The 20,662-nt window shown below is 48.8% G+C and carries 17 protein-coding genes; 13 read left to right on the top strand and 4 right to left on the bottom strand.

From position 1 onward, the window contains the following. Entirely contained in the window at window positions 1-543 is a 543-nt protein-coding gene (locus NDI44_RS04745; RefSeq protein ID WP_190412571.1) for an RDD family protein, read from the bottom strand. A gap of 294 nt (window positions 544-837) precedes the next feature. Here NDI44_RS04745 and glp point away from each other — a divergent pair, with 294 nt between their 5' ends. Continuing rightward, window positions 838-2,079, top strand: coding sequence for a gephyrin-like molybdotransferase Glp (gene glp / locus NDI44_RS04750; protein ID WP_190412876.1), 1,242 nt, complete (start codon window positions 838-840; stop codon window positions 2,077-2,079). Between the two features lie 97 nt (window positions 2,080-2,176). Here glp and NDI44_RS04755 read toward each other — a convergent pair whose 3' ends face one another. Beyond that, window positions 2,177-3,817, bottom strand: a complete 1,641-nt coding sequence (locus tag NDI44_RS04755) for a serine/threonine-protein kinase (protein WP_190412572.1) — start codon at window positions 3,815-3,817, stop codon at window positions 2,177-2,179. 275 nt (window positions 3,818-4,092) lie between these two features. On the opposite strand from NDI44_RS04755, the gene NDI44_RS04760 reads away from it, so the two are divergent. From NDI44_RS04760 to NDI44_RS04785, 6 genes are all read left to right on the top strand, one after another. Further along, window positions 4,093-4,359, top strand: coding sequence for a hypothetical protein (locus NDI44_RS04760; RefSeq protein ID WP_190412573.1), 267 nt, complete (start codon window positions 4,093-4,095; stop codon window positions 4,357-4,359). A 37-nt stretch (window positions 4,360-4,396) separates the two neighbouring features. Then, the gene (pheT, locus tag NDI44_RS04765; protein ID WP_190412574.1) at window positions 4,397-6,943 is read left to right on the top strand and encodes a phenylalanine--tRNA ligase subunit beta; all 2,547 of its coding nucleotides are present in this window, start codon (window positions 4,397-4,399) and stop codon (window positions 6,941-6,943) included. 71 nt (window positions 6,944-7,014) lie between these two features. Further along, on the top strand, window positions 7,015-7,284 hold the full coding sequence (locus NDI44_RS04770) for a YciI family protein (RefSeq protein ID WP_190412575.1): 270 nt from the start codon (window positions 7,015-7,017) through the stop codon (window positions 7,282-7,284). A 341-nt stretch (window positions 7,285-7,625) separates the two neighbouring features. Next, the gene (locus NDI44_RS04775) at window positions 7,626-8,045 is read left to right on the top strand and encodes a hypothetical protein (RefSeq protein ID WP_190412576.1); all 420 of its coding nucleotides are present in this window, start codon (window positions 7,626-7,628) and stop codon (window positions 8,043-8,045) included. A 3-nt stretch (window positions 8,046-8,048) separates the two neighbouring features. Beyond that, a complete protein-coding gene (locus NDI44_RS04780) occupies window positions 8,049-10,193 on the top strand; it encodes an ATPase domain-containing protein (RefSeq protein ID WP_190412577.1) in 2,145 nt (714 codons plus the stop codon). Window positions 10,194-10,703: 510 nt separating this feature from the next. Beyond that, window positions 10,704-13,457 (top strand): EAL domain-containing protein, encoded by a 2,754-nt coding sequence (locus NDI44_RS04785; RefSeq protein WP_190412579.1) that lies wholly within the window; start codon window positions 10,704-10,706, stop codon window positions 13,455-13,457. A gap of 152 nt (window positions 13,458-13,609) precedes the next feature. Here NDI44_RS04785 and NDI44_RS04790 read toward each other — a convergent pair whose 3' ends face one another. Then, window positions 13,610-14,653, bottom strand: a complete 1,044-nt coding sequence (locus tag NDI44_RS04790) for an adenosine deaminase (protein WP_190412580.1) — start codon at window positions 14,651-14,653, stop codon at window positions 13,610-13,612. A 170-nt stretch (window positions 14,654-14,823) separates the two neighbouring features. Between NDI44_RS04790 and NDI44_RS04795 the strand changes: the two genes are divergently transcribed. The 6 genes from NDI44_RS04795 (at window position 14,824) to NDI44_RS04820 (ending at window position 20,350) form a co-directional block, all read left to right on the top strand. Next, window positions 14,824-16,164 carry an adenylosuccinate synthase gene (locus NDI44_RS04795; RefSeq protein ID WP_190412581.1) on the top strand — a complete coding sequence of 447 codons (1,341 nt, stop codon included), beginning with the start codon at window positions 14,824-14,826 and terminating at the stop codon, window positions 16,162-16,164. Window positions 16,165-16,289: 125 nt separating this feature from the next. Then, entirely contained in the window at window positions 16,290-16,898 is a 609-nt protein-coding gene (locus NDI44_RS04800) for a 50S ribosomal protein L25/general stress protein Ctc (protein WP_190412582.1), read from the top strand. A gap of 127 nt (window positions 16,899-17,025) precedes the next feature. Continuing rightward, entirely contained in the window at window positions 17,026-18,606 is a 1,581-nt protein-coding gene (locus NDI44_RS04805; RefSeq protein WP_190412583.1) for an AAA family ATPase, read from the top strand. A gap of 179 nt (window positions 18,607-18,785) precedes the next feature. Beyond that, on the top strand, window positions 18,786-19,085 hold the full coding sequence (locus tag NDI44_RS04810; RefSeq protein WP_190528405.1) for a hypothetical protein: 300 nt from the start codon (window positions 18,786-18,788) through the stop codon (window positions 19,083-19,085). Window positions 19,086-19,271: 186 nt separating this feature from the next. Further along, entirely contained in the window at window positions 19,272-20,063 is a 792-nt protein-coding gene (locus NDI44_RS04815; protein WP_190412585.1) for a YdcF family protein, read from the top strand. A gap of 62 nt (window positions 20,064-20,125) precedes the next feature. Then, complete coding sequence (locus tag NDI44_RS04820) at window positions 20,126-20,350, top strand: hypothetical protein (RefSeq protein ID WP_190412586.1); 225 nt, start codon at window positions 20,126-20,128, stop codon at window positions 20,348-20,350. A gap of 63 nt (window positions 20,351-20,413) precedes the next feature. On the opposite strand, the gene NDI44_RS04825 is transcribed toward NDI44_RS04820, so the two are convergent. Continuing rightward, window positions 20,414-20,638 carry a ferredoxin-thioredoxin reductase variable chain gene (locus NDI44_RS04825; protein ID WP_190412587.1) on the bottom strand — a complete coding sequence of 75 codons (225 nt, stop codon included), beginning with the start codon at window positions 20,636-20,638 and terminating at the stop codon, window positions 20,414-20,416. Window positions 20,639-20,662: the final 24 nt, after the last annotated feature.

The raw sequence follows: 20,662 nt of genomic DNA on the forward strand, positions 1-20,662 counted from the left end.
TTATTTCATACGACGAGTCACTTGAGCAAGTAATTTTTTGACGCGGATATCTAAAGAATAACCTCGGCGCGTCTGCACGATACAAGTTCGCCCAACGCGATCGTGAAAAGCTTGTTGCCACTCAGCATCTGCAAAAGCCACCCCGCAATCCACCGCTAGAGGGCTGATCAGCAGCAGCAAAGAGACCCCGTTCGATACTCCAATGGTCAGTCCCACCATCGCCAAAACAGCAGCGAATCCCAGAATCCCTTCGCGCTTGCATAACTCAAAAAGCCCAGGAGTTTTGCGGTATTTAGGATCGACGACTTTCATATCCAAAGCCCAGCGTCCCACACTCTGTCCCTGATTTCGCGCAACCAGAAGCACTCGCCCAGCTAGCCATGCGATAATGAAAACCAAGATTTGTGCAATCGGGATACCCGGAGTATTTGCTCCAAAGGGCAAGCTAAACAGCCAAATAATTAGAAAATCAATCGCAAAAGCAATACACCGTCGCTCAATTGGAACCTTAGGTAATCGGCGGTTGGTCAGTTCGTTACGCATGAAAAATAGCTTTTCCGACGGTCTATTTCCATATTAAGCTTTCACCTAACCGCTTTTTGTCTGTTGTCGATGAATGTGTTGATAGCGATGACTGTAGGGGTACGGCTCTCCAAAAAAGCGTCCACCAACTAACTGGCATCGGCGGGTTTCATTGGATAGACAAAAGCGACTCACCGATATCTTGGTTAAAAGAGCCGCTAGGCAATGCAACTAACCTGTAGATGCGATGAATCAGCGTCTCTACTAACTGACAATTTTTTAGACAATTCTTGAGAAGAGGCTGGATTGATGGCGATGCTGTTGGTTAAAGAAGCAGAGGCAATCATTTTCGATTTAGTGCAACCTCTAGATAACCAGATGGATGCTGAGGTTGTAGACCTCTCTAGCGCCAATGGTCGGATTCTAGCGGCTGCGGTGACGAGCGAGTTGGATTTTCCCCACTGGACGAATTCAGCAATGGATGGGTATGCGGTGCAATTTTCCGATGTGAACAGAGCTAGCACCGAACAGCCAGCAGTGCTGGAAATTGTAGAGGAGATTCCAGCCGGATATCAACCGCAGCGATCGCTCCAAACTGGGCAAACCGCCCGCATTTTGACGGGTGCGGTGATGCCAGAGGGCGCTGATACTGTAGTGATGCAGGAAGTAACGCGGCGGGAGGAGAAGCAAGTGTTTATCTTCACTGCTCCAGCAGAATTAGGAGCCTTTGTGCGTCACCGGGCAGCTTTTTACCAGGCGGGAACTGCCCTTTTGCCAGGGGGAATTGTTCTCAATGCTCCAGAAATCGCTATCTTAGCAGCGGCTCAGTGTACTCAATTGCCCGTTTACCGACGCCCTCGCGTGGCAATTCTGTCCACTGGCGACGAATTGGTGACACCGGATCGACCCCTGAAGCCCGGTCAGATCGTGGACTCCAATCAATACGCCCTCGCTGCATTAGTGGCACAGACGGGCGCAGAACCTCAGATGCTGGGGATTGTCAGGGATGAACCAGAGGCGCTCAAGAAAGCGATCGCGCAAGCCATCGCTACCGCTGACGTGGTCATTTCTTCTGGCGGCGTTTCCGTAGGCGACTACGATTATGTGGATGAAATTCTTGCCCAACTCGGTGCTGAGATTCATATCCGTGCTGTTGCGGTTAAACCCGGTAAACCTTTAACCGTCGCCAGATTTCCCAACGCCCAGCGTCCGATTCTATACTTTGGTCTACCGGGAAATCCAGTTTCTTCCTTGGTGAGTTTTTGGCGATTTGTGCAGCCAGCCGTGAGAAAACTTGCTGGTCTAGCTGATGGCTGGGAGCCAAAGTTTGTACAAGCGCGATCGCATCACGATTTGCGTTCAGACGGTAAACGAGAAAGTTACCTTTGGGGCAAAATGAATTTAGTAAACGGTGCTTATGAATTTCATTTGGCTGGCGGTAGTCACAGTTCCGGTAATTTAATTAATCTTGCTCAAACTAATGGTCTGGCTGTTTTACCAGCAGGTCAAACCTTCATTGCATCTGGAGAGCCGGTGCAAGTTCTACCAATTGGTTAACCCAAAGAGTCATTGGTAAAAACTTTAAAGTTTTGAGTTTTGAATTACAGAACTCTCTTCTAACTCAAAACTTATTGCGCTTACTTCCCTTTTCCAATTACCAAAAACCTCTTTTGCCAGTGGGTAAAACGGTTGCCCAATTCGTTTTGGCCTGCGATAGCTGTTCCTCGCTAACTTTTGCCCCCGTGAGATTAGCACCACACAAATTTGCGCCTCGGAGATTCGCATGATTGAGATAGGCAAAGCTCAAATCTGCACCGCGTAGGTCAGCTCCTTCCAAATTTGCCGTGCTGAAGTAAGCCCTGCCCAAATTTGCCTCCTTCAGAATTGCCCCAACTAAATTCGCCCTGCCAAAATCAGCACTTGACAAGTCAGCGCCCTGAAGGTTGGTTTTAGCTAACTTAGCCTGATGAAAAATGCCTCCTGATAGGTTAACTCGTTGCAGGTTCAGCGCGCTTAAATCTTGAGAGGCAAAGTCTCGTCTACCTTTGGTGTAGGCAGTTAACACGCCAACGGCATCCAACTTGGCAGGAAGTTTTGACTTAGCATTGCCGTTAGAACCGCTATTTTTGAGCATCGTCGGCGGATAACCAGAGCCGGTAGCAGGACTTGGTTTATACATACTTCCCCCGGTTTGCGGTCCGGTCATGCCTAACTTTTCTCGACGTGCTCGAATTGCCATCGCCAGACGTTCTGAGGCGGAAGTGCCAGTCGAAGGGGCTGAGGAAAGCGTTGGACTGCTTAAGTCTCCAGAGTTGGTGTAGCGATTGCCTGTTTGTGGTTGTCGCTGGGAGCTATTGGGTTTAGTCGTTAAGCCTTGCTCCAAGCTGTCGAGATACGGTTCAAGGTCAAGCGCTCTCAACACTTCCTCAGCAGACTGATAGCGATGACGAACCGAAACCTCTAGCAATTTCTTGAGAACATCGGCAAAATGATCGCTGATCTGAAGTTGCTTTCGCCAGAGCATTTCGCCCGTTGACGGATTGTAATCTAAGTCTTTTGGCGATTTTCCAGTCAGCAGATAAACGCAAGTGACCCCCAATGCATACAGGTCGCTAGCATAAACCGGGCGCATTGCCATCTGTTCGGGCGGGGCAAATCCGGGTGTCCCAATTGCGTAAGCCGTCAAAGCGGTTTGCTCGGAGCTACTGTTTGCCGTTGTCGGACTGACTTGGTTTTTCACTGCTCCAAAGTCAATCAGAACCAGTTTGCGGTCTTGTTCGCGGCGAATCAAGTTGGCAGGTTTAATGTCCCGGTGAATCACCTGCTGGCTGTGGATGTAGTGCAGGACGGGCAAAATTTCGCTTAAGAATTGCTTGACACCAGCTTCGCTTAGAGGTCCCGATCCTTTAACCTCCTGCTGTAGCGTCAAGCCGCTGATATACTCCTGCACTAAGTAAAACTGCTGGTTGTCTTCAAAGTAATCCAGCAGCCGTGGTACTTGGGGATGATTGCCGATTTTCCCCAAGGTTCTGGCTTCTCGTTCAAATAGCTCGCGTGCCATTTGTAAAACGTGGGCTACAGTCGTTGCTGGTCTTAGTTGCTTGATTACGCAACTTGGCTCCCCAGGCAAAGACTCATCCTCAGCTAAAAAGGTCGCTCCAAAACCTCCTTGCCCCAGCGCTTGACTGACTCGATAGCGCTTTCGTAATAGGAGTTCTGAGCCACAGGACCGACAAACTTCGGCGTGGTCGTGGTTTTGCGGATTTGGACAGGCGGGATTGAGGCAGTAGCTCATTCAGACTCACCGGGATGCTGAAACCGGATATTGCTACCCTAACTTAAATTATCGAGGCATTAATAAACAATAAGCATGGTACATTTACGGACAATTCTTTAAAGAGTTGCTAAAGACGATTAATCTTTGCTTAAAGAATTGAAAAACGATGTACTCCTGCAACTGCCAAGATTTTTCTCAAACATTGCAGTTAGAGACGGTATTAAATTGTAATCAAACAACTAGCGAACAGAAGAAGCGGGTCGGGATTAAGCACAAAAATTGTTTCCATATCTTTGATAGCACATCCAGAAGCGCTAGATGTGATTGGTGTTACCCCTAAAACACTCATGCCATCTGGAAGTGAGGGCAAAATTCTGGCAGAACAGCAGAACAAAGGAACAAAGAAGCTGAGGGGGATGGTGCTAAGCAACACGCTCACCTGGAGAAGCGATCGCACTCACCCTCCCGGAAGACTCTCCCAGAAGGCTGCGTCTGCGGGCATTTCTATCTTTGGCTTTCCCCACTCGTCGCCGGAATGCTTCAGCTGTACAAAACGGTAAAATGATCGGGCTGAGGTAAGTAAAAGCTTAAGCGTAAATGCGTATTTCTCTGAACTGGCTACAAGAATTGGTTGACTTGACGATGACTCCGGCGGAGTTGGCGCACACGCTAACAATGGCTGGGTTTGAAGTAGAAGATATTGAAGACCGCCGCACTTGGGCGGATGGGGTGGTGGTCGGGAAAGTTCTAGAGATTCAACCCCATCCGAATGCAGATAAGCTCAGGGTGTGTACAGTCGATGTGGGAGGAACGTCCCCCTTAAATATTGTCTGCGGGGCATCCAATGCCAGAGCAGATATTTATGTGCCTATCGCCACCATCGGGACTTATCTACCTGCTGTTGATCTGAAAATTAAACCGGCTAAACTCCGGGGCGTTCCTTCCGAGGGGATGATTTGCTCTTTAGCGGAATTAGGTTTGGCAAAAGAGTCCGCAGGAATTCATATTTTTGGGCAGGAAAATCTTCAACTGGGTAGCGATGTGCGATCGCTCCTGGGCTTAGATGATGTGATTTTAGACTTGACATCAACGGCAAATCGTGCTGATGCTTTGAGTATGGTCGGCGTCGCACGGGAAGTCTCGGCGCTGACGGGTGCCGCCCTGCGACTTCCAAAAGCCCCAGAAGTGTCAATCCCGCAGGGGGATGGCGGTCTGAAGTTGCGAATTGCTTCGGGTCAAGCGTGTCCGGCTTACATCGGGACGGTAATCGAAAAAGTCAAAATTGCGCCTTCTCCGACATGGTTGCAGGGGCGATTACAAGCCGCTGGAGTCCGACCCATTAATAACGTGGTAGATATTACCAACTATATTTTGCTGGAATGGGGTCAGCCGCTCCACGCCTTTGACCGCGATCGCTTGCAATCCGTGGCAAGTGGTGGAGCCGGGGGAACCTCACCGCTACAGATCGGGGTTCGCTTTGCCAATCCTGGGGAATCCCTCAAAACCCTGGACGGTCAAACCCGCACCTTGCAACCCCAAAATCTGCTGATTACTGCCAACGACCACCCGGTGGCACTGGCTGGGGTCATGGGCGGTGAAGAAACCGAAGTGTATGAAGGGACTGAAAATTTAATTTTAGAAGCCGCTTTGTTTGACCCGGTGGCAATCCGCCGGTCGGCACGCAGTCAAAACTTAAGGACAGAAGCCTCTGGGCGCTACGAGCGGGGCGTCAATCAGGCAGAATTGGGAATTGCTTGTCAACGAGCGATCGCGCTGCTCTCGGAGTTTGTAGGGGGCACTCCCGTAGCACAAGAAATTGCCGACACCAGACCCGACCCCTCAACTTGGAGTCGTTCGATTGAACTGCGTCTAGACCGGGTAAATCACGTTTTAGGCCCAGTAGAGATGGGAGACACTGAAACTACAGGGGAAGTTCACGCTGAAGATGTTGAGCGCATCCTAACGGCGCTGGGGTGTCAGCTACAGCCAGTGACGAAGCAGGATGAAGGTGGAATGCGGACGGATCGAGAAGATTCTAAGCTTCAGCCTTCGGAATCCCTGAAGTGGACGGTGAAAGTACCGCCTTATCGCTACCGAGACTTGGAGCGAGAAATCGATTTAATTGAAGAAGTTGCTCGCCTCTACGGCTACAACAAATTCTGCGACACCCTACCAGATAAGACTGAACCGGGGTACCTTTCTGTCGATCAGATGCTGATGCGCCAGATGAGGGAAGCTTTTCGGGCAGCAGGATTGACAGAAGTCATGCATTACTCTTACTCCGTAGCGAAAACCAAGAACGATACAGAAGTCGCGATCGCAAATCCCATGTTTGCAGAATATTCGTCTCTGCGAACTGAGCTAATCTCCGCTTTGATTGACGCCTTCCAGTACAACTTAGAACAAGGCAATGGCCCGTTGAATGGGTTTGAGATGGGTCGGATCTTCTGGCGGGAAGAGGACGGACTTATCGAAGCTGATTCCGTTGCTGGAATTTTAGGCGGTGACTCCTTGACTCAAGGCAATTGGACGCGAGGAGGCAAGCCACAACCCATGACTTGGTTTGAAGCGAAAGGAGCGTTGCAAAGCGTATTTGAGCAACTCAGCCTGCCAGTCGAATATCAGCCAGACCGCCGCGACCCACGCCTGCATCCGGGACGCACGGCTTCTTTGTGGGTGCAGGGAAACCGATTAGGAACGTTTGGGCAACTCCATCCCCAACTCCGGCAAGAACGGGACTTGCCGGATGAAGTCTACGTCTTCGAGCTGGATTTGGATGTAGTTTTGGATTACCTGGATGCAGAGGAAAACCGGACGCCTCTTTTCAAGCCTTACTCCACCTTCCCAGCATCCAGCCGGGATTTGGCTTTGTTCGCCTCGATTCAGGTTTCTGTCTCAGACTTGAAACGAGCGATCGCTAAAGCTGCTGTTGCGGACAAACACCAGGGTACATCCCTACTAGAATCCGTCGAGTTGTTTGATGAATATCAAGGGAAAAATGTCCCAGAAGGACAGCGCAGCTTAGCGTTTCGCTTAGTTTACAGAGCAAGCGATCGCACGCTTACCGATGAAGATGTCGAGCCAGTGCATCAAAAAGTCCGCGAAGCTCTCGTCGAAAAATTCGGCGTTAATCTGAGAAGTTAAATAAAGTTTTGAGGGTTGAATGTTGATTTAACCCTCAAAACTCAAAACTCAAAACTTTACTGCTATTAACCATGCCTAAATACGTAATGTGGGGAAGCTATTGCGAGGATGTTTTGGAAAAGCGATCGCCTTATCGGCAAGCGCATCTAGACGGTCTTGCTGCCCAAAAAGAAGCGGGTATTCTGATGACGATTGGCCCGACGAAGGACATCACTAAAGTGTTCGGCATCTATGAGGCGGAAGATGAAGCCGCCGTGCGCCAGTTAATTGAAGCTGACCCCTACTGGCAAAACGGCATCTGGACTGAATACGATGTCAAAGAGTGGATTCAAGCCATCTAATTCCACCAATCAAGCGCATCTCAATTGAGCAGATTTACTGAGAAGCTCCTCAATTCTCCTGAAACGTAGGAAATTGAGGGGTTTCTACTCCTTACTCAGGCAAAGCCAGCCCCACAACCACCGCCAGTTGCCATTTCCGATAGAATTTTGAGCATAAAATAAAGAAATCACCGTTAAATTGACCCTAGCGGTGAGGACTATGGTAGAAACCAGTAATAACAAGCACGGTAAGTTTTACAAAAACGCCACCAGGCTAGGGTTCTGTAGACAGTCAAGCAGACTGAACAGGAGTCTACTTGAGAGTCTGGCGTCGGCGAACAGAAGCCGTGAGAAGGTTGGAGATGACAGAATCCACGGATGAAGATAGCCAAAAGACAACACTGCGTCAAGCCCAAGCAGAGATGCTAGAAGCAGGCAAACAGGAGACTTTAGACATCTTTAGCGAACTTTTAGAGCGGCTGTGGGAACGCATTGTCGGTTTAATTGGCGAGACGGCGACGGTTGCTGTTTTTCGGAGTGCCCTCTTAGAAGCAAGTCGCGACCATCCGCTATGCCAAGAAATTAATATCGATAGCGATGGAATTTGCCTTAAGCAACTGAAGAACAATTTGGATGCCTTCGAGCGTACAGCCGTCCGAGCCGGACTGATGGCTTTTACTGATAACGTAATGGCTCTACTAATCGATTTAACGGGTGGAATCCTGTTGCGGAAGGTGGAACCCCTCGTGCAGCAGTTAAAACAACAACTGGAAAAGGGCTGAGGGATGAGCAATATTAAACTAATGCCGACAGGTGTTCCCAACTTAGACGCCGTAATGGGCGGAGGCATCCCTGTTTATTCACTGAATATTGTTGCTGGACAACCGGGGACAGGTAAGACAATCCTGGTGCAGCAAATGCTCTTTAACCACATCCGGAATCACAGCACTGCCAAAGTTCTTTACCTGACAACCCTTTCGGAGCCGACGTTGAAGGTGGTGCGCTATATGCAGTGCTTCAGCTTCTTTGATGTAGAAGTTTTTGGGGAACAGGTACTTTTTCAGGATATCGGGCCTTTTATCCGCGAGCATTCCCTGACCGAATTAGCTGACGAGATTCTCGCCAGGGTAGAAAAACACCAACCGGAAATTCTGGCGATTGATTCCTTTAAAGCCATCCGCGATTTGTCTGACGACGTGAGCGATTTTCGTCGCTTCTGTTATGACCTCTCCGTTCGTCTAGCGAGTGCGCGGTGTACCGCCTTTTTATTAGGGGAGTATGACCGCTCGGATATTGGTGAAGGGGCAGAATTTGCAGTAGCTGATGGCATTGTTTATCTGAACATTGCACTCCAGGAGGGGGAACAGCAGCGTTTTCTCCAGGTATATAAAATGCGCGGTCGAGCGACCGAGATGGTGCCTTACCCGTTTGCGCTCACAGATGGGGGGGTTCAGGTTTTGGGTTCAATGCTGACGCTCAAACGTCGGGAGACAAGTTTGGAGGAGGAGAGCGAGACGGCATCGACAGGAATTACTGGACTCGATAGCATTCTTCGGGGCGGTATCCCTCAGGGGCGGTCTATCCTCCTTTCCGGTGTTTCTGGAACGGGTAAGACGACGCTTGCCATGCAGTTTCTAGTTAATGGCGCTCTTCAGGGAGAGAAGGGACTGCTGTTTTCTTTTGAGGAAACGCGCGATCGCTTGTTCCGAATGGCAGAGGGTTTCGGCTGGAACCCTCAAGATTTGGAAGCCAAAGGCTTGTTACGGATCATTTTTATTCCCCAGACGGAGATTCGGGTCGAGGAACACTTAGAGCGCATGGCGCAGGAAATCGCCAGTTTCCAGCCTTCGCGCTTTGTCGTCGATTCCTTTTCTGTCTTCCTGCACAAAGTGAAAGATTTGGCAGTGCAGCGGGAAAAAACATTCCAATTGTCTACGCTGGTGCAGCGGGTTGGTGCAGTGGGTTTTCTCATCTCCAATATTCCCGCAGGCGAAGTAAACCGCCTTTCTCGCTTTGGGGTGGAAGAAACTGTGGTGGATGGGACGATTGTCCTTTCCACAGACGTAAATGGTCTTCAGCGCCGACGCTACATTGAAGTTTACAAAATGCGTGCCGCTGACCATGTACCGGGTCGCCACCGCATGGAAATCGGTCATCAGGGCATCGAGGTGTTATATCTGGCACCGACTGAACAAAAAACTAGCGGAATAAAGACACCGCCACTGCTGGCTTTCTCGCCGTTAAACGCGATCGCACGGGAGGGAGTTTTCTATGGTTCTGCTTGGTTGGTGCGCGGAGAACAGGGAGTCGGCAAGACGACGCTCGCTCAGCAGTTTGCGATTGAGGGATTGCAACGAGGGGAAAGCGCTCTTTTTATTGCGACGGAGGCTCCTAGCTACTTGCTACGCCAACAAATGGAAGTGTTCGGAGTCGAGATCGAGTCCTATTTGCGATCGCAACACCTGCGTATTTTAGATACTCATCCTTTCTCTAGCGAAGAATATATTGACCTGACTGATATGGAACGCTTTCTCTACGATATCGAGCGTCACCTGCGGGCAATGCCCAAACCCTGTCGGTTGATTACAGATTCTCTGACCCCGCTTGCTGTCCAATATGCTCCGGATGAGTTCATCACCTTCATCGAACGCAAGAATCGTCTGCTGCGGCAACTGGATGTGGCATTATTTGACACAATTCTCCCCAAAACACTCAATGAGAGCATTCTTTACAGCTTGCTTAATAGTTACGATGTCGTTCTGGATGTGTACGTTCCGAACTGGGGCGAGATGGGTCAGACGGGGCAAGGTTTTCGGGTACTTCAAGTCCGTAAATCTAGAGGGACTCACTCTGACACCCGCCCCTATCCTTACACGATTCGCCAAGGGAAGGGAGTTAGCGTCCAAGAAGGCTTTTACGGAGAAATTTAAATTTATATCTGGTTGCTTTTACTAAAAAGAGCCTTCCTACGGATAACGAGAAAGAAGGCTGGAAAGCTGTATCCTACTCCAACAAATCGATCAACCTCTGGTATGGGTAGAACCCCCCATCTTTGACATAGTGTATCGACGAATACTACAAAACAGGGAACAATATCATTAGACAAATTGACCGTGGTCAGATTGTTGAAGCGCCAAAATCAATAAAAAGCCTTTGGTAGGCTCTCCCGGAAAGCGCTAAGGGAGTACCTGCCAGGATAAATACCGCGATCGGGGAGTTATTTCGTAAAGACAACGCCAAGGGTGTCTGCTAAATTCTGGGATTTTTGGCTGCATCTATTGCTAGCCATGATTTGCCGCACGTTTGCGGACTGGCGATCGCTTTCTTCGCATCTAGCGAAGAGCGCCCTTGATGCTGTTTCTTATTTGCTTGAGGACTAACTGCTTGTAGCTTTGCTGCTTTCCTTAAAATTTTTGCTGAATTATAAAAAGCCTCGTATTATGTTGAAAAAAATCGATGAGGAAGACCTCCTCCTAAAGATAGATCCAATAGAAATTCAGGATTATCGGGTCTTGCAACCCGTGGATGGCTCCGAGTTGAAGTATATAGAGTCCGTGATGGAGCGACAGCGTTTGGTCAGTGCTTTGGAACAGCAGGCACGAGAGTTGGAGGCGAGTCAGATGCGCTTCCGCACTTTGGAGATGCTGTACGAGCTTTTTTGGCAACTGGGTTACACCTTAAACTACGAAGAATTGGTGCGACTGATGTTGGCACACCTGCATCGTGCCGTGCCCCATGATGTCTCAGCGAGCATCTTGATGACTGAAGACTTGTGCCATGTTTTCATCCAACCGAATTGCACCCTCGCGCCGGAAGTTCAGGAGGAAATCCAACAGCGGCTGCTCAAAACTTTTGTCCGCATGAGGGGGAAAAATACCCAACTAGAGGCGGAGCAATGCCCAATTACAACGATAGAGCCACAGGGATTTGATGGAACGCGATCGCCCATTCACAGTTTGGGTTCGTCTTTCCAAGTGCCGATTATTAATGCTGAAGGCAACCAAGTGGTGGGACTGCTATTCGTGGCAGCTCAAGCGGAGGGAGCATTTACTGAAGAGCAGGTACGATTGCTGTACACGGTGGCGAACCAGGCTTCTGCCTCTATTCAGCGGTTGCGGACGCTGCTGGCTGCTGAACAACAACATTTAGAGAGCTTGGTAGAAAATTTGCCGGAGGGAGTGCTGCTACTGGATGCCAACCAGCGGATTGTTCTGGCAAACCAGGCGGCTTGGAAGTATCTGGCGCTCTTACAAAACCAGAGTTCTACTCCGAGCAATATTGTGACTTTTTTAGGAGAGCAGTCTTTGGAGATGCTGCTACAGCCACCGAGCGAGGGAAAGTTTTGCCATGAGGTGGTGCTGGAGGGAGTACAGCGCCAGGTTTTTGAAGTCGTCGCTCAACCGTTGATCGCCAAGGCGGGTTTAGGAACGAGCAATTGGGTGTTGGTGATTCGGGATGTGACAGAACGCCAGCGGGTCGAGGAAACTTCCCGATTGCGCGATCGCGCGATCGCTGCTAGTAGTAATGGGATTGTTATCGTTGACGCCAGACTGCCCGATTTACCTGTTATCTATGTGAATCCAGCTTTTGAGCGGATTACAGGTTATACGGCGGCGGAAGTCACTGGACGAAATTGCCGTTTTCTGCAAGGAGAAGAAACCAATCAATCGGGGTTACAGGAACTGCGAACAGCGCTGCGGTTAGGAAAAGCTGCGACTGTTGTTTTACGCAACTTCCGTAAAGATGGCACCCATTTTTGGAATGAGTTAAATGTCTCGCCGATTTACAACAGCGAGGGTGTTGTTACTCATTTTGTTGGCATTCAAATGGATATTACGGAGCGCAAACAAGCGGAAGAGCAACTGCTGCACAATGCGTTTTATGATGTTCTCACCGATTTGCCCAACCGAGCTTTGTTCATGGAGCGCTTGCATCGGGCGCTTGAGCGAGCAAAGCATTCCGAGAATTATTTATTTGCCGTCCTGTTTTTGGATCTTGACCGATTTAAAAATGTCAACGACAGCCTTGGGCATATTGTCGGCGATCAAATGCTGATTGCGATCGCTAAACGCCTAGAAAAAAGCCTTCGCCACGGCGATACGGTAGCGCGTCTGGGTGGAGATGAGTTTGCGATTCTGCTGGAAAATATCAATGGGATCGGCGATGCTACCCATGTTGCCGATCGCATCCATCAGGAACTGACTTTGCCGTTAAATTTAAACGGGCATGAAGTATTTACCACCGCCAGTATTGGCATTGCTGTAGGGGCAGGGTCTTCTTACCCCGACTATGGGGGTTATGAGCATCCAGAGGATCTCCTGCGCGATGCCGATATCGCCATGTATCGAGCGAAGGCACTGGGGAAGGCTCGTTATGAGGTCTTTGATAAAAATATGCACGCCCGTGCAGTGGCGCTGCTTCAGTTAGAAACTGATTTGCAAAGAGCGACTGAACGGGGAGAATTTCTTCTTCACTATCAACCGATTGTATCTCTGCAAACTAACCAGGTTGTTAGTTTTGAAGCCCTGTTACGTTGGCAACATCCCGAACGCGGTCTTGTTTCTCCGGGAGAGTTTATTCCGGTTGCAGAAGAAACCGGATTGATTACTCGGATTGGCTGGTGGGTACTGCGCGAAGCTTGCACCAAATTGCGCGAATGGCAGACTCAATTTCCGAGTTCTATCCCTTTGAGTATCAGCGTAAATCTTTCAGGTAAACAGTTTTCTCAACCTGATTTAGTGGAACGCATCGCTGAAATTTTCGCGGAAACTGGCGTGGATGCTAGCAGCTTAAAACTAGAAATTACTGAAAGCGCCATTATGGAAAATGTTGAATCTGCATCAGCAATGCTTTGGCGACTGAGAAAGCTGGGCGTTCAGTTGTATATGGATGACTTCGGGACGGGTTATTCATCCTTAAGTTACTTGCGTCGTTTTCCGATCGATAAGCTGAAAATTGACCGATCTTTCGTCACCCAGATGGCAGGAGATAATGAGAGTCTGGAGATTGTCCGGACAATCGTGATGCTGGCCCACAATCTGGGAATGAATGCGATCGCAGAGGGTGTGGAAACCGTAGAGCAACTGGCTCAACTGCGATCGCTTCAATGCGAATACGCTCAAGGATATTTCTTCTCGAAGCCGGTCGATGCTGACACGGCGCGATCGCTTATCGCCAGCTCAAACACTCATTGATTCCTCCAACTCGCAAGTATTGAATTCACTCATTTCTGACAACTCGACTTTAGCGATTTGGAGATAAGTCAGCATCGAGAAGAAGAATAAATTAGGTTCTTGTGCCGTATTTAATTCAAATGAGAATTGCTATCGATTTCTCGATTAATGTCCTAACTACTGGCTGCTAAAACATTCGTGGATGCAGGATGCAGCAATCCTGTCAAAAGTGATGCCGGACGTTGGCTGTAAGGCCAAGCAAAGGCATGACGGAATGCCGCCTCTTGACAAGCTTGCAACTGTTCAAAATCAATAATATCCAGTGTCAGCAGATTCTCATACTCAAAAGGCAGACGCACATTGTGTAATCCAGCATTATCAGTACAGATGGCAATATCTACACCCGCTTCAAAACAGCGGTCAAACACCAGTTTGAGTTGACGCATATCCTCCAACGTGCCTGTTTTTAAGTACGTGGTAGGACATACTTCCAAACACTGATTTTGTTGAGCCAATTGTGGTAATAATTCTGGGTATTGCAGGGGGATTTGGATGCCGTGACCGATTCGCATCAAATGCGGCAGCAGTTCCGGATAACAGCCAGAAGGGGTTTCGTAGAGATGACCCGTGGTTTTAACACCGAGCGATCGCGCATCCTTATACAATTGGACAAACTCATCCAAACGCTCGGAAATTTGGGCATCTCCTCCCGCCATGTCCACCGCGCAGACATACTCCTTCTTCTGTGCTGCCAAATCAACAATCGCCCGGTTCACCTCATAAGGGAGCCGCGAGTGCATACACAGAATTTGGCTGGTCACAATCGGATACTCAGGCACCCGACTGGCTTTGCCGACAATATCCACAATTGTCGCCATTTGGTCAATTCGTTCTGATTGGCTTAAATGCTCGGACGTTCGCAGATACGGTGTATATCGCAATTCCAAATAAGCCAAATTCTCAAAGATATAAGCACCCCGAATCAGCCGATAGATGAAATAGGGCAAAGTTTCGGCCGTTTGCGTACTTTCCACCAGTGTATGTAGTTCTAGATACTCATCCAGCGTGTTGCGGGGTCGCGTGTAAAATTCTTCAAACTCTGGATAATTCGGAAATCGTTGAGCCAGCTCAGAATCGCTGCGATGGAAATACCGCCAAAGAATACGAGGCACAACAGAACCGCCAAGATGGCGATGTAATTCAGCATATAAAGACACAGGAACCTCTTGCCGTAGTTGTGGAGTTGTTATCTTGTTAGTTGCTAAGGGTGCGCGGTGCGCCCCTTTTATAGATGTGAAGCTGCGAATTGTTAACCTGAAGTTGACAGCGGTAGCACCATCTGTTAATAATTGTAATTTGTGAAAACTCTAGCTCTTTTAATAAACCCTTGGCTAACGTAGTTGTGATCGGTGCCCAGTGGGGCGATGAAGGCAAAGGTAAGATAACTGATTTACTGAGTAAATCAGCAGATGTCGTAGTACGTTACCAAGGGGGTGTCAACGCTGGGCACACCGTCGTGGTGGAGGATCAGACCTTTAAACTGCACCTGATTCCCTCTGGAATTTTATATCCGGACACCGAGTGCATTATTGGTTGTGGGACGGTCATCGATCCGCAGGTTCTGATTGAAGAACTGGATCAATTAGAAGCTCTGAAGATATCTACCCGTAATCTACTGATTTCTCAGAATGCCCACGTCACGATGCCTTACCACAGGTTAATTGACCAGGCATCCGAGGAGCGACGCGGTAGCTATAAAATCGGTACCACCGGACGTGGGATTGGCCCTACTTATGCAGATAAGTCAGAGCGAACCGGCATTCGAGTCTTAGACTTGATGGATACCGAGGGTTTGCGCGAACAGGTGCGATGGACGATCGATTATAAAAACGTCATTTTAGAAAAGCTTTACAACTTACCGCCCCTGGATGCAGAAATCGTGATCGAGCAGTACCTGGGGTACGCCGAGCGTTTGCGTCCGCATATCGTGGATAGTTCCCTAAAGATTTACGACGCGATTGGGCGACGGCGCAATGTTTTGTTTGAGGGTGCCCAAGGAACGCTCTTAGACTTAGATCACGGAACCTATCCTTACGTTACCTCCTCAAACCCAGTCGCCGGGGGAGCTTGCGTGGGTGCTGGGGTTGGACCAACGATGATCGACCGCGTGATTGGGGTGGCGAAAGCGTACACGACGCGGGTAGGAGAAGGGCCGTTTCCCACCGAACAGAATGGCAGCGTCGGAGAAATGTTGTGCGATCGCGGGGCGGAATTTGGCACCACGACGGGGCGCAAGCGCCGCTGTGGATGGTTTGATGCGGTGATCGGTCGTTATGCCGTGCGGATTAACGGTCTCGACTGTCTCGCGATCACCAAACTAGATGTTCTCGACGAACTAGAGGAAATTAAGGTCTGCGTCGCCTACGAAATTGATGGCGATCGCACCGAAGACTTCCCCACCAACTCTCGTCAATTTTCCCGCTGTCAGCCGGTTTACAAAACTCTGCCCGGATGGAAACAATCCACTGCTGACTGCCGTACCCTGGAAGACTTACCCCAGCAGGCGTTGGATTATCTCAAGTTCCTGGCAGAGCTGATGGATGTCCCAATTGCGATCGTCTCCCTCGGTGCTAGCCGCGATCAAACGATTATAGTAGAAGATCCGATCCACGGACCCAAGCGGGCGCTATTGCACGCCAATGGCACGCCGGTAACATCACATCGGTAATAGGCGAAAAAATTAAAAGTTAGAAATTAAAAATTGAAGAAAGACGATTTTCTAATTTTTAATTTCTAATTTTTTATGAAGATGCCAATTACCAAGTCACTATTAGCAACTCACAAACAACGAAGATGGAACATACAGTTGAATGTCAAAAGCGCCCTGAAGGGAGCAAGCCGAATGCCCTTCGTCGCAGTGGATTAGTCCCAGCCGTCCTATACGGGCACAAAGGAACTGAATCCATTGAGTTGACTTTGGAAGCCAAAAAGGCTGAAACCTTACTCAAAGGTGCCTCTGTTAATAACACCTTGATTCAGCTCAACATTCCTGAGATTTCTTGGAGTGGTAAAACACTGCTCAAAGAAGTGCAGACGCATCCTTGGAAAAGAACCTCCCTGTATCACCTCAGCTTTTTTGCGGTCGCGGCTCATGGCGATCTGGATGTGCAAGTGCCCCTGCATTATGTAGGAGAAGCCTATGGTGTTAAGCAAGAAGGCGGCGTATTAGACCCCGTACTCAACGAACTTCAGGTGCGGTGTGCGCCTGAAAGCATCCCTGATTCGATTGAGATTGATGTCTCTAATTTGCATATTGGAGATAAATTGCATATCGGCGAACTCGTTTTGCCACCTGGGGTGACAGCGCTTGGTGAGCCAGATCAAGTGACTGTAAGTGTCCTCCAACCTCAAGTCCAAGCTGAAGATCAAGAAACTGAGTCGGAAACTGAATCTGAAGCATGAGACGATGGCTTTTTGCCAGTTTGTTTCTCATTGCCTTGAAAACCAGGGGTTAAGCCCCTGGCTTTTTTTTAACCGTAAAGACACATTAGTGAAGCCATGCGCGATCGCGCTATAGAACGCAAAAAATATGACAGAAGCTTCTTTTCCCCCTTTAATTCAGCAGATGTTGCAGCCGAGTTTTTATCCTCATCCGGTGACGCAACCAATTGAGCTGATTCAAACACACGTTTCTTATGTGTTGTTGACGGGTGATTTGGTTTATAAAGTTAAAAAGCCGATGAATTTTGGCTTTTTAAACTATTCAACCTTAGAGCTAAGGCAGCATTTTTGTAATGAAGAAATCCGCCTGAATCAGCGCGGTGCGTCGGAAATTTATTTAGAAATTTTGCCCATTACTCAGACAGACGACCAATTTCATCTAAATGGCACGGGTGAGCCGGTGGAATATGTGCTGAAAATGCGCCAATTTCCCCAAGATGGCTTATTCAGCAATCTGTTTGAGCAAGGCTTGCTGACGGAAAAACTGATGGAGGATTTGGGACGGGTTGTTGCCAAATTCCATGAAAAAGCCCACACGGATGACTATATTCGTAAATTTGGTGAAGTGGCTCAAGTTCGGGATGCCATTGATGAAAATTATCGGCAAACTGAAAACTATATTGGTGGGCCGCAAACTCAGAAACATTACGAGGAAACCAGGCAGTATACAGACTCTTTCTTCGCCGAGCGAGAGGAGCTATTTAAAAGCAGAATTCAAAACAATTGGATTCGGGAATGCCACGGGGATTTACATCTGAGAAATATTTGTCTCTGGCAAGACAAGATTCTGCTATTTGATTGCATTGAATTTAACGAGCCGTTTCGCTTTGTCGATGTCATGTTCGACATTGCCTATGCGGTGATGGATATGGATGCGCGATCGCGTCCAGACCTCGGCAATGCCTATTTGAATACTTATGTCGAGCAGATGGGAGATTGGGAAGGGTTGCAGGTGTTGCCTTTGTACTTGAGCCGTCAAGCTTATGTACGGGCAAAGGTGACTTCTTTCTTGTTGGACGATCCGGCTGTTCCCGCAGCGGATAAGGAAAAAGCCGCCGCCACTGCTGCCCAATATTACCAACTGGCGTGGGAATACACGCGATCGCCGTCCCCAGCGTATGCCACTATTAGTGGCTCCTCTAGCGGCTCCTCCCGCCAAGGAAAGCTGTTTTTGATGTCTGGTCTATCGGGTTCTGGAAAGAGTACGGTAGCGCGGCTCCAGGCGCGGCGCTTGGGGGCAATTCACATCCGTTCGGATGCGCTGCGGAAACATTTAGGCGGCGTTCCCTTGGAACAACCAGGAGGGGCAGACCTTTATTCCGATGAGATGACTCAGAAGACTTACAGCCGGTTGTTGGAATTGGGGATAATGCTGACAAGCCAGGGTTGGTCGGTGATTTTGGATGCGAAGTACGATCGGCAGAAGTTGAGAGAAGATGCGATCGCTCAAGCGACGGCTCACCAAATCCCTTTGCAAATCCTCCACTGCACGGCACCAATGGAAGTTTGCCAGGATCGTCTCGCCTCCCGTACTGGTGATGTTTCTGATGCTACCGTTGACCTATTGGCGAAGCAACAAGCCACTGCTGAACCTTTTACTCAATCCGAACAACCCTACGTGAAAACTTTAGACACGACTCAGGATTGGGAGTCACAATTAAATAGCTAATCGAAAAGTGGCTAATTGAAGGATTCAACCACTCTTCGATTAGCCACTCTTGGATTAGCCAGACACTTATGACGAACAAAGGCAATGGGTTCAGATCCCTGGGACTCTCAAGTGGGTTCTCTGCTGGGTTGAAGTACTGGTTGTTTTTTCTGATTTGCTTTGTAATGCTGGGGTATCGGGTGCCCTTGAGCATCTTTCTAGGGGCGGTTGGGGGTTTTGCAGGGGCATGGGTAGTTGCCTGGTCAAAAGCCAAAGATGAACCCCGGCAGGTACGCTCAGAGGAGACGAAAGAAGGTTCCAATGGGCGGAATCGGAATAATTCGGCAAACAGAAAACGCTATGGTAAACCCAAAAAACAATATCGTGGCTTAAGTGGTCGTCGCGACCGGGGCAACCTAGGAAATAACCAACAAAACAATACAGCCTACAACACAGAAGATAGCCGGGAAGACAACACAGAAGATAACCGGGAAGAATAATTCTGCTGGGGATGAAAAGCAGAGGCGCAAAAGGGGGACAGGAAGTTATCCTCTTTTAGATTTTGGATTTTAGATTCTGGATTTTAGATTTTGGCTCGTACTGGGCGTGTCCGTAGACACGCCCAGGCATTGATTTTGAGCGGCTTTAAGGTGAAATGGTATAGCAATTACTAATTACCTTGTTCTATGTTTTTGTTTCTCTCAAAACTGCTACCGCTATTTATCTATCCCTTGGGAATTGCCTGCGTGCTAATGATTGTGGCACTGGTATTACTGTGGAAACGACCTCGTTGGGCGGCGGTGCCGATTGTTTTGGCATTGATTGCCTTGCTGGTGGGGAGTAATGGCTGGGTGGAAAACTCGTTATTGCGATCGCTAGAATGGCAAAATCTCCCACCAGCCGAACTCCCAACTGCCGAGGCGATTGTCATTTTGGGCGGTGCCACGAAATCGGCTTCGCCGCCTCGACCGAGTGTAGATTTGAGCGAAGAAGGCGATCGCGTCTTCTATGGTGCCCAGTTATACCGCGAAGGCAAAGCTCCTGTCGTCATTGCTAGCGGCGGACGCATCGACTGGCGGGGCAGTGGGGCACCGGAATCTGCGGATATGGCTGTAATTTTAGAAACATTAGGCGTCCCTAAATCTGCCATTCTTCAAGATCCTAGCTCTTTAAACACTTATGAAAATGCGGTGAATGTGCGGCAAATTTTAGAAAAGCAGGGGATTCGCCGAGTATTATTAGTGACTTCGGCAATGCATATGCCGCGATCGCTCCTGATTTTCAAGCGTCAGGGAATTCAAGCCATTCCCGCACCCACCGACTTTTTGGTGACAGAAGCAGACTTTCTCGAATCCAACAGGAGCCTGCAAGCTCGAATCCTAAATGTTTTACCAGATGCCGAGCGGTTACACAGGTCAACCAGAGCGTTAAAAGAATACATTGGAACAGGGATCTATCGCCTTAAAGGCTGGCTTTAAAAAGTTTAGACAGTAGTTTGAAGCGATTATTTTTCCAACCTTCAACCTTCCAACCTTCAAAAATGCCAAAAGAATTCCCACACTTTATTCCAGCACCTCCCCCCGTAGCGGACATCTTTGCCACCTACCAAATGACTCATGACTTTTACCGGGAAGCTGAGTACCGAAAGGAACTTGAGCGTTACTGCCAGTGGTATCAGATGACAGCGGAAGCTAACCGGCAAGAGTTGCAGAGAATGCGGGGTGACATCAATATATTCGGCTGGTTTAATCGCGGTAGGCGATGATAGTCAATGGCTCATGGTCAATGGCTCATAGCTAATTGCGAATATGAGCCATTGACCATGAGCCTAATTTAGAGTTTCTAGCTCATCCTCGCGGAAGTGACCTTTAAATTTTTTGTCAAACTGGACAAAAACTGGAAGGTTGGCGCTGACGGGTCTGCCTTGCCATTCGTGAATGATTGAGACCACTTCTCCTTCCCGATCCTTGACATCAAAAGGCTTACCCTTATTTTCAGGATGGTGGTAAACAATCACAGATTTGATAACGCGGACGCGATCGCCTACTTTCATTTCTTGATCTCCGGTTGGGTATCT

The sequence above is a fragment of the Trichocoleus sp. DQ-A3 genome (genome assembly GCF_039961975.1).
Taxonomy (GTDB): domain Bacteria; phylum Cyanobacteriota; class Cyanobacteriia; order Cyanobacteriales; family FACHB-T130; genus FACHB-T130.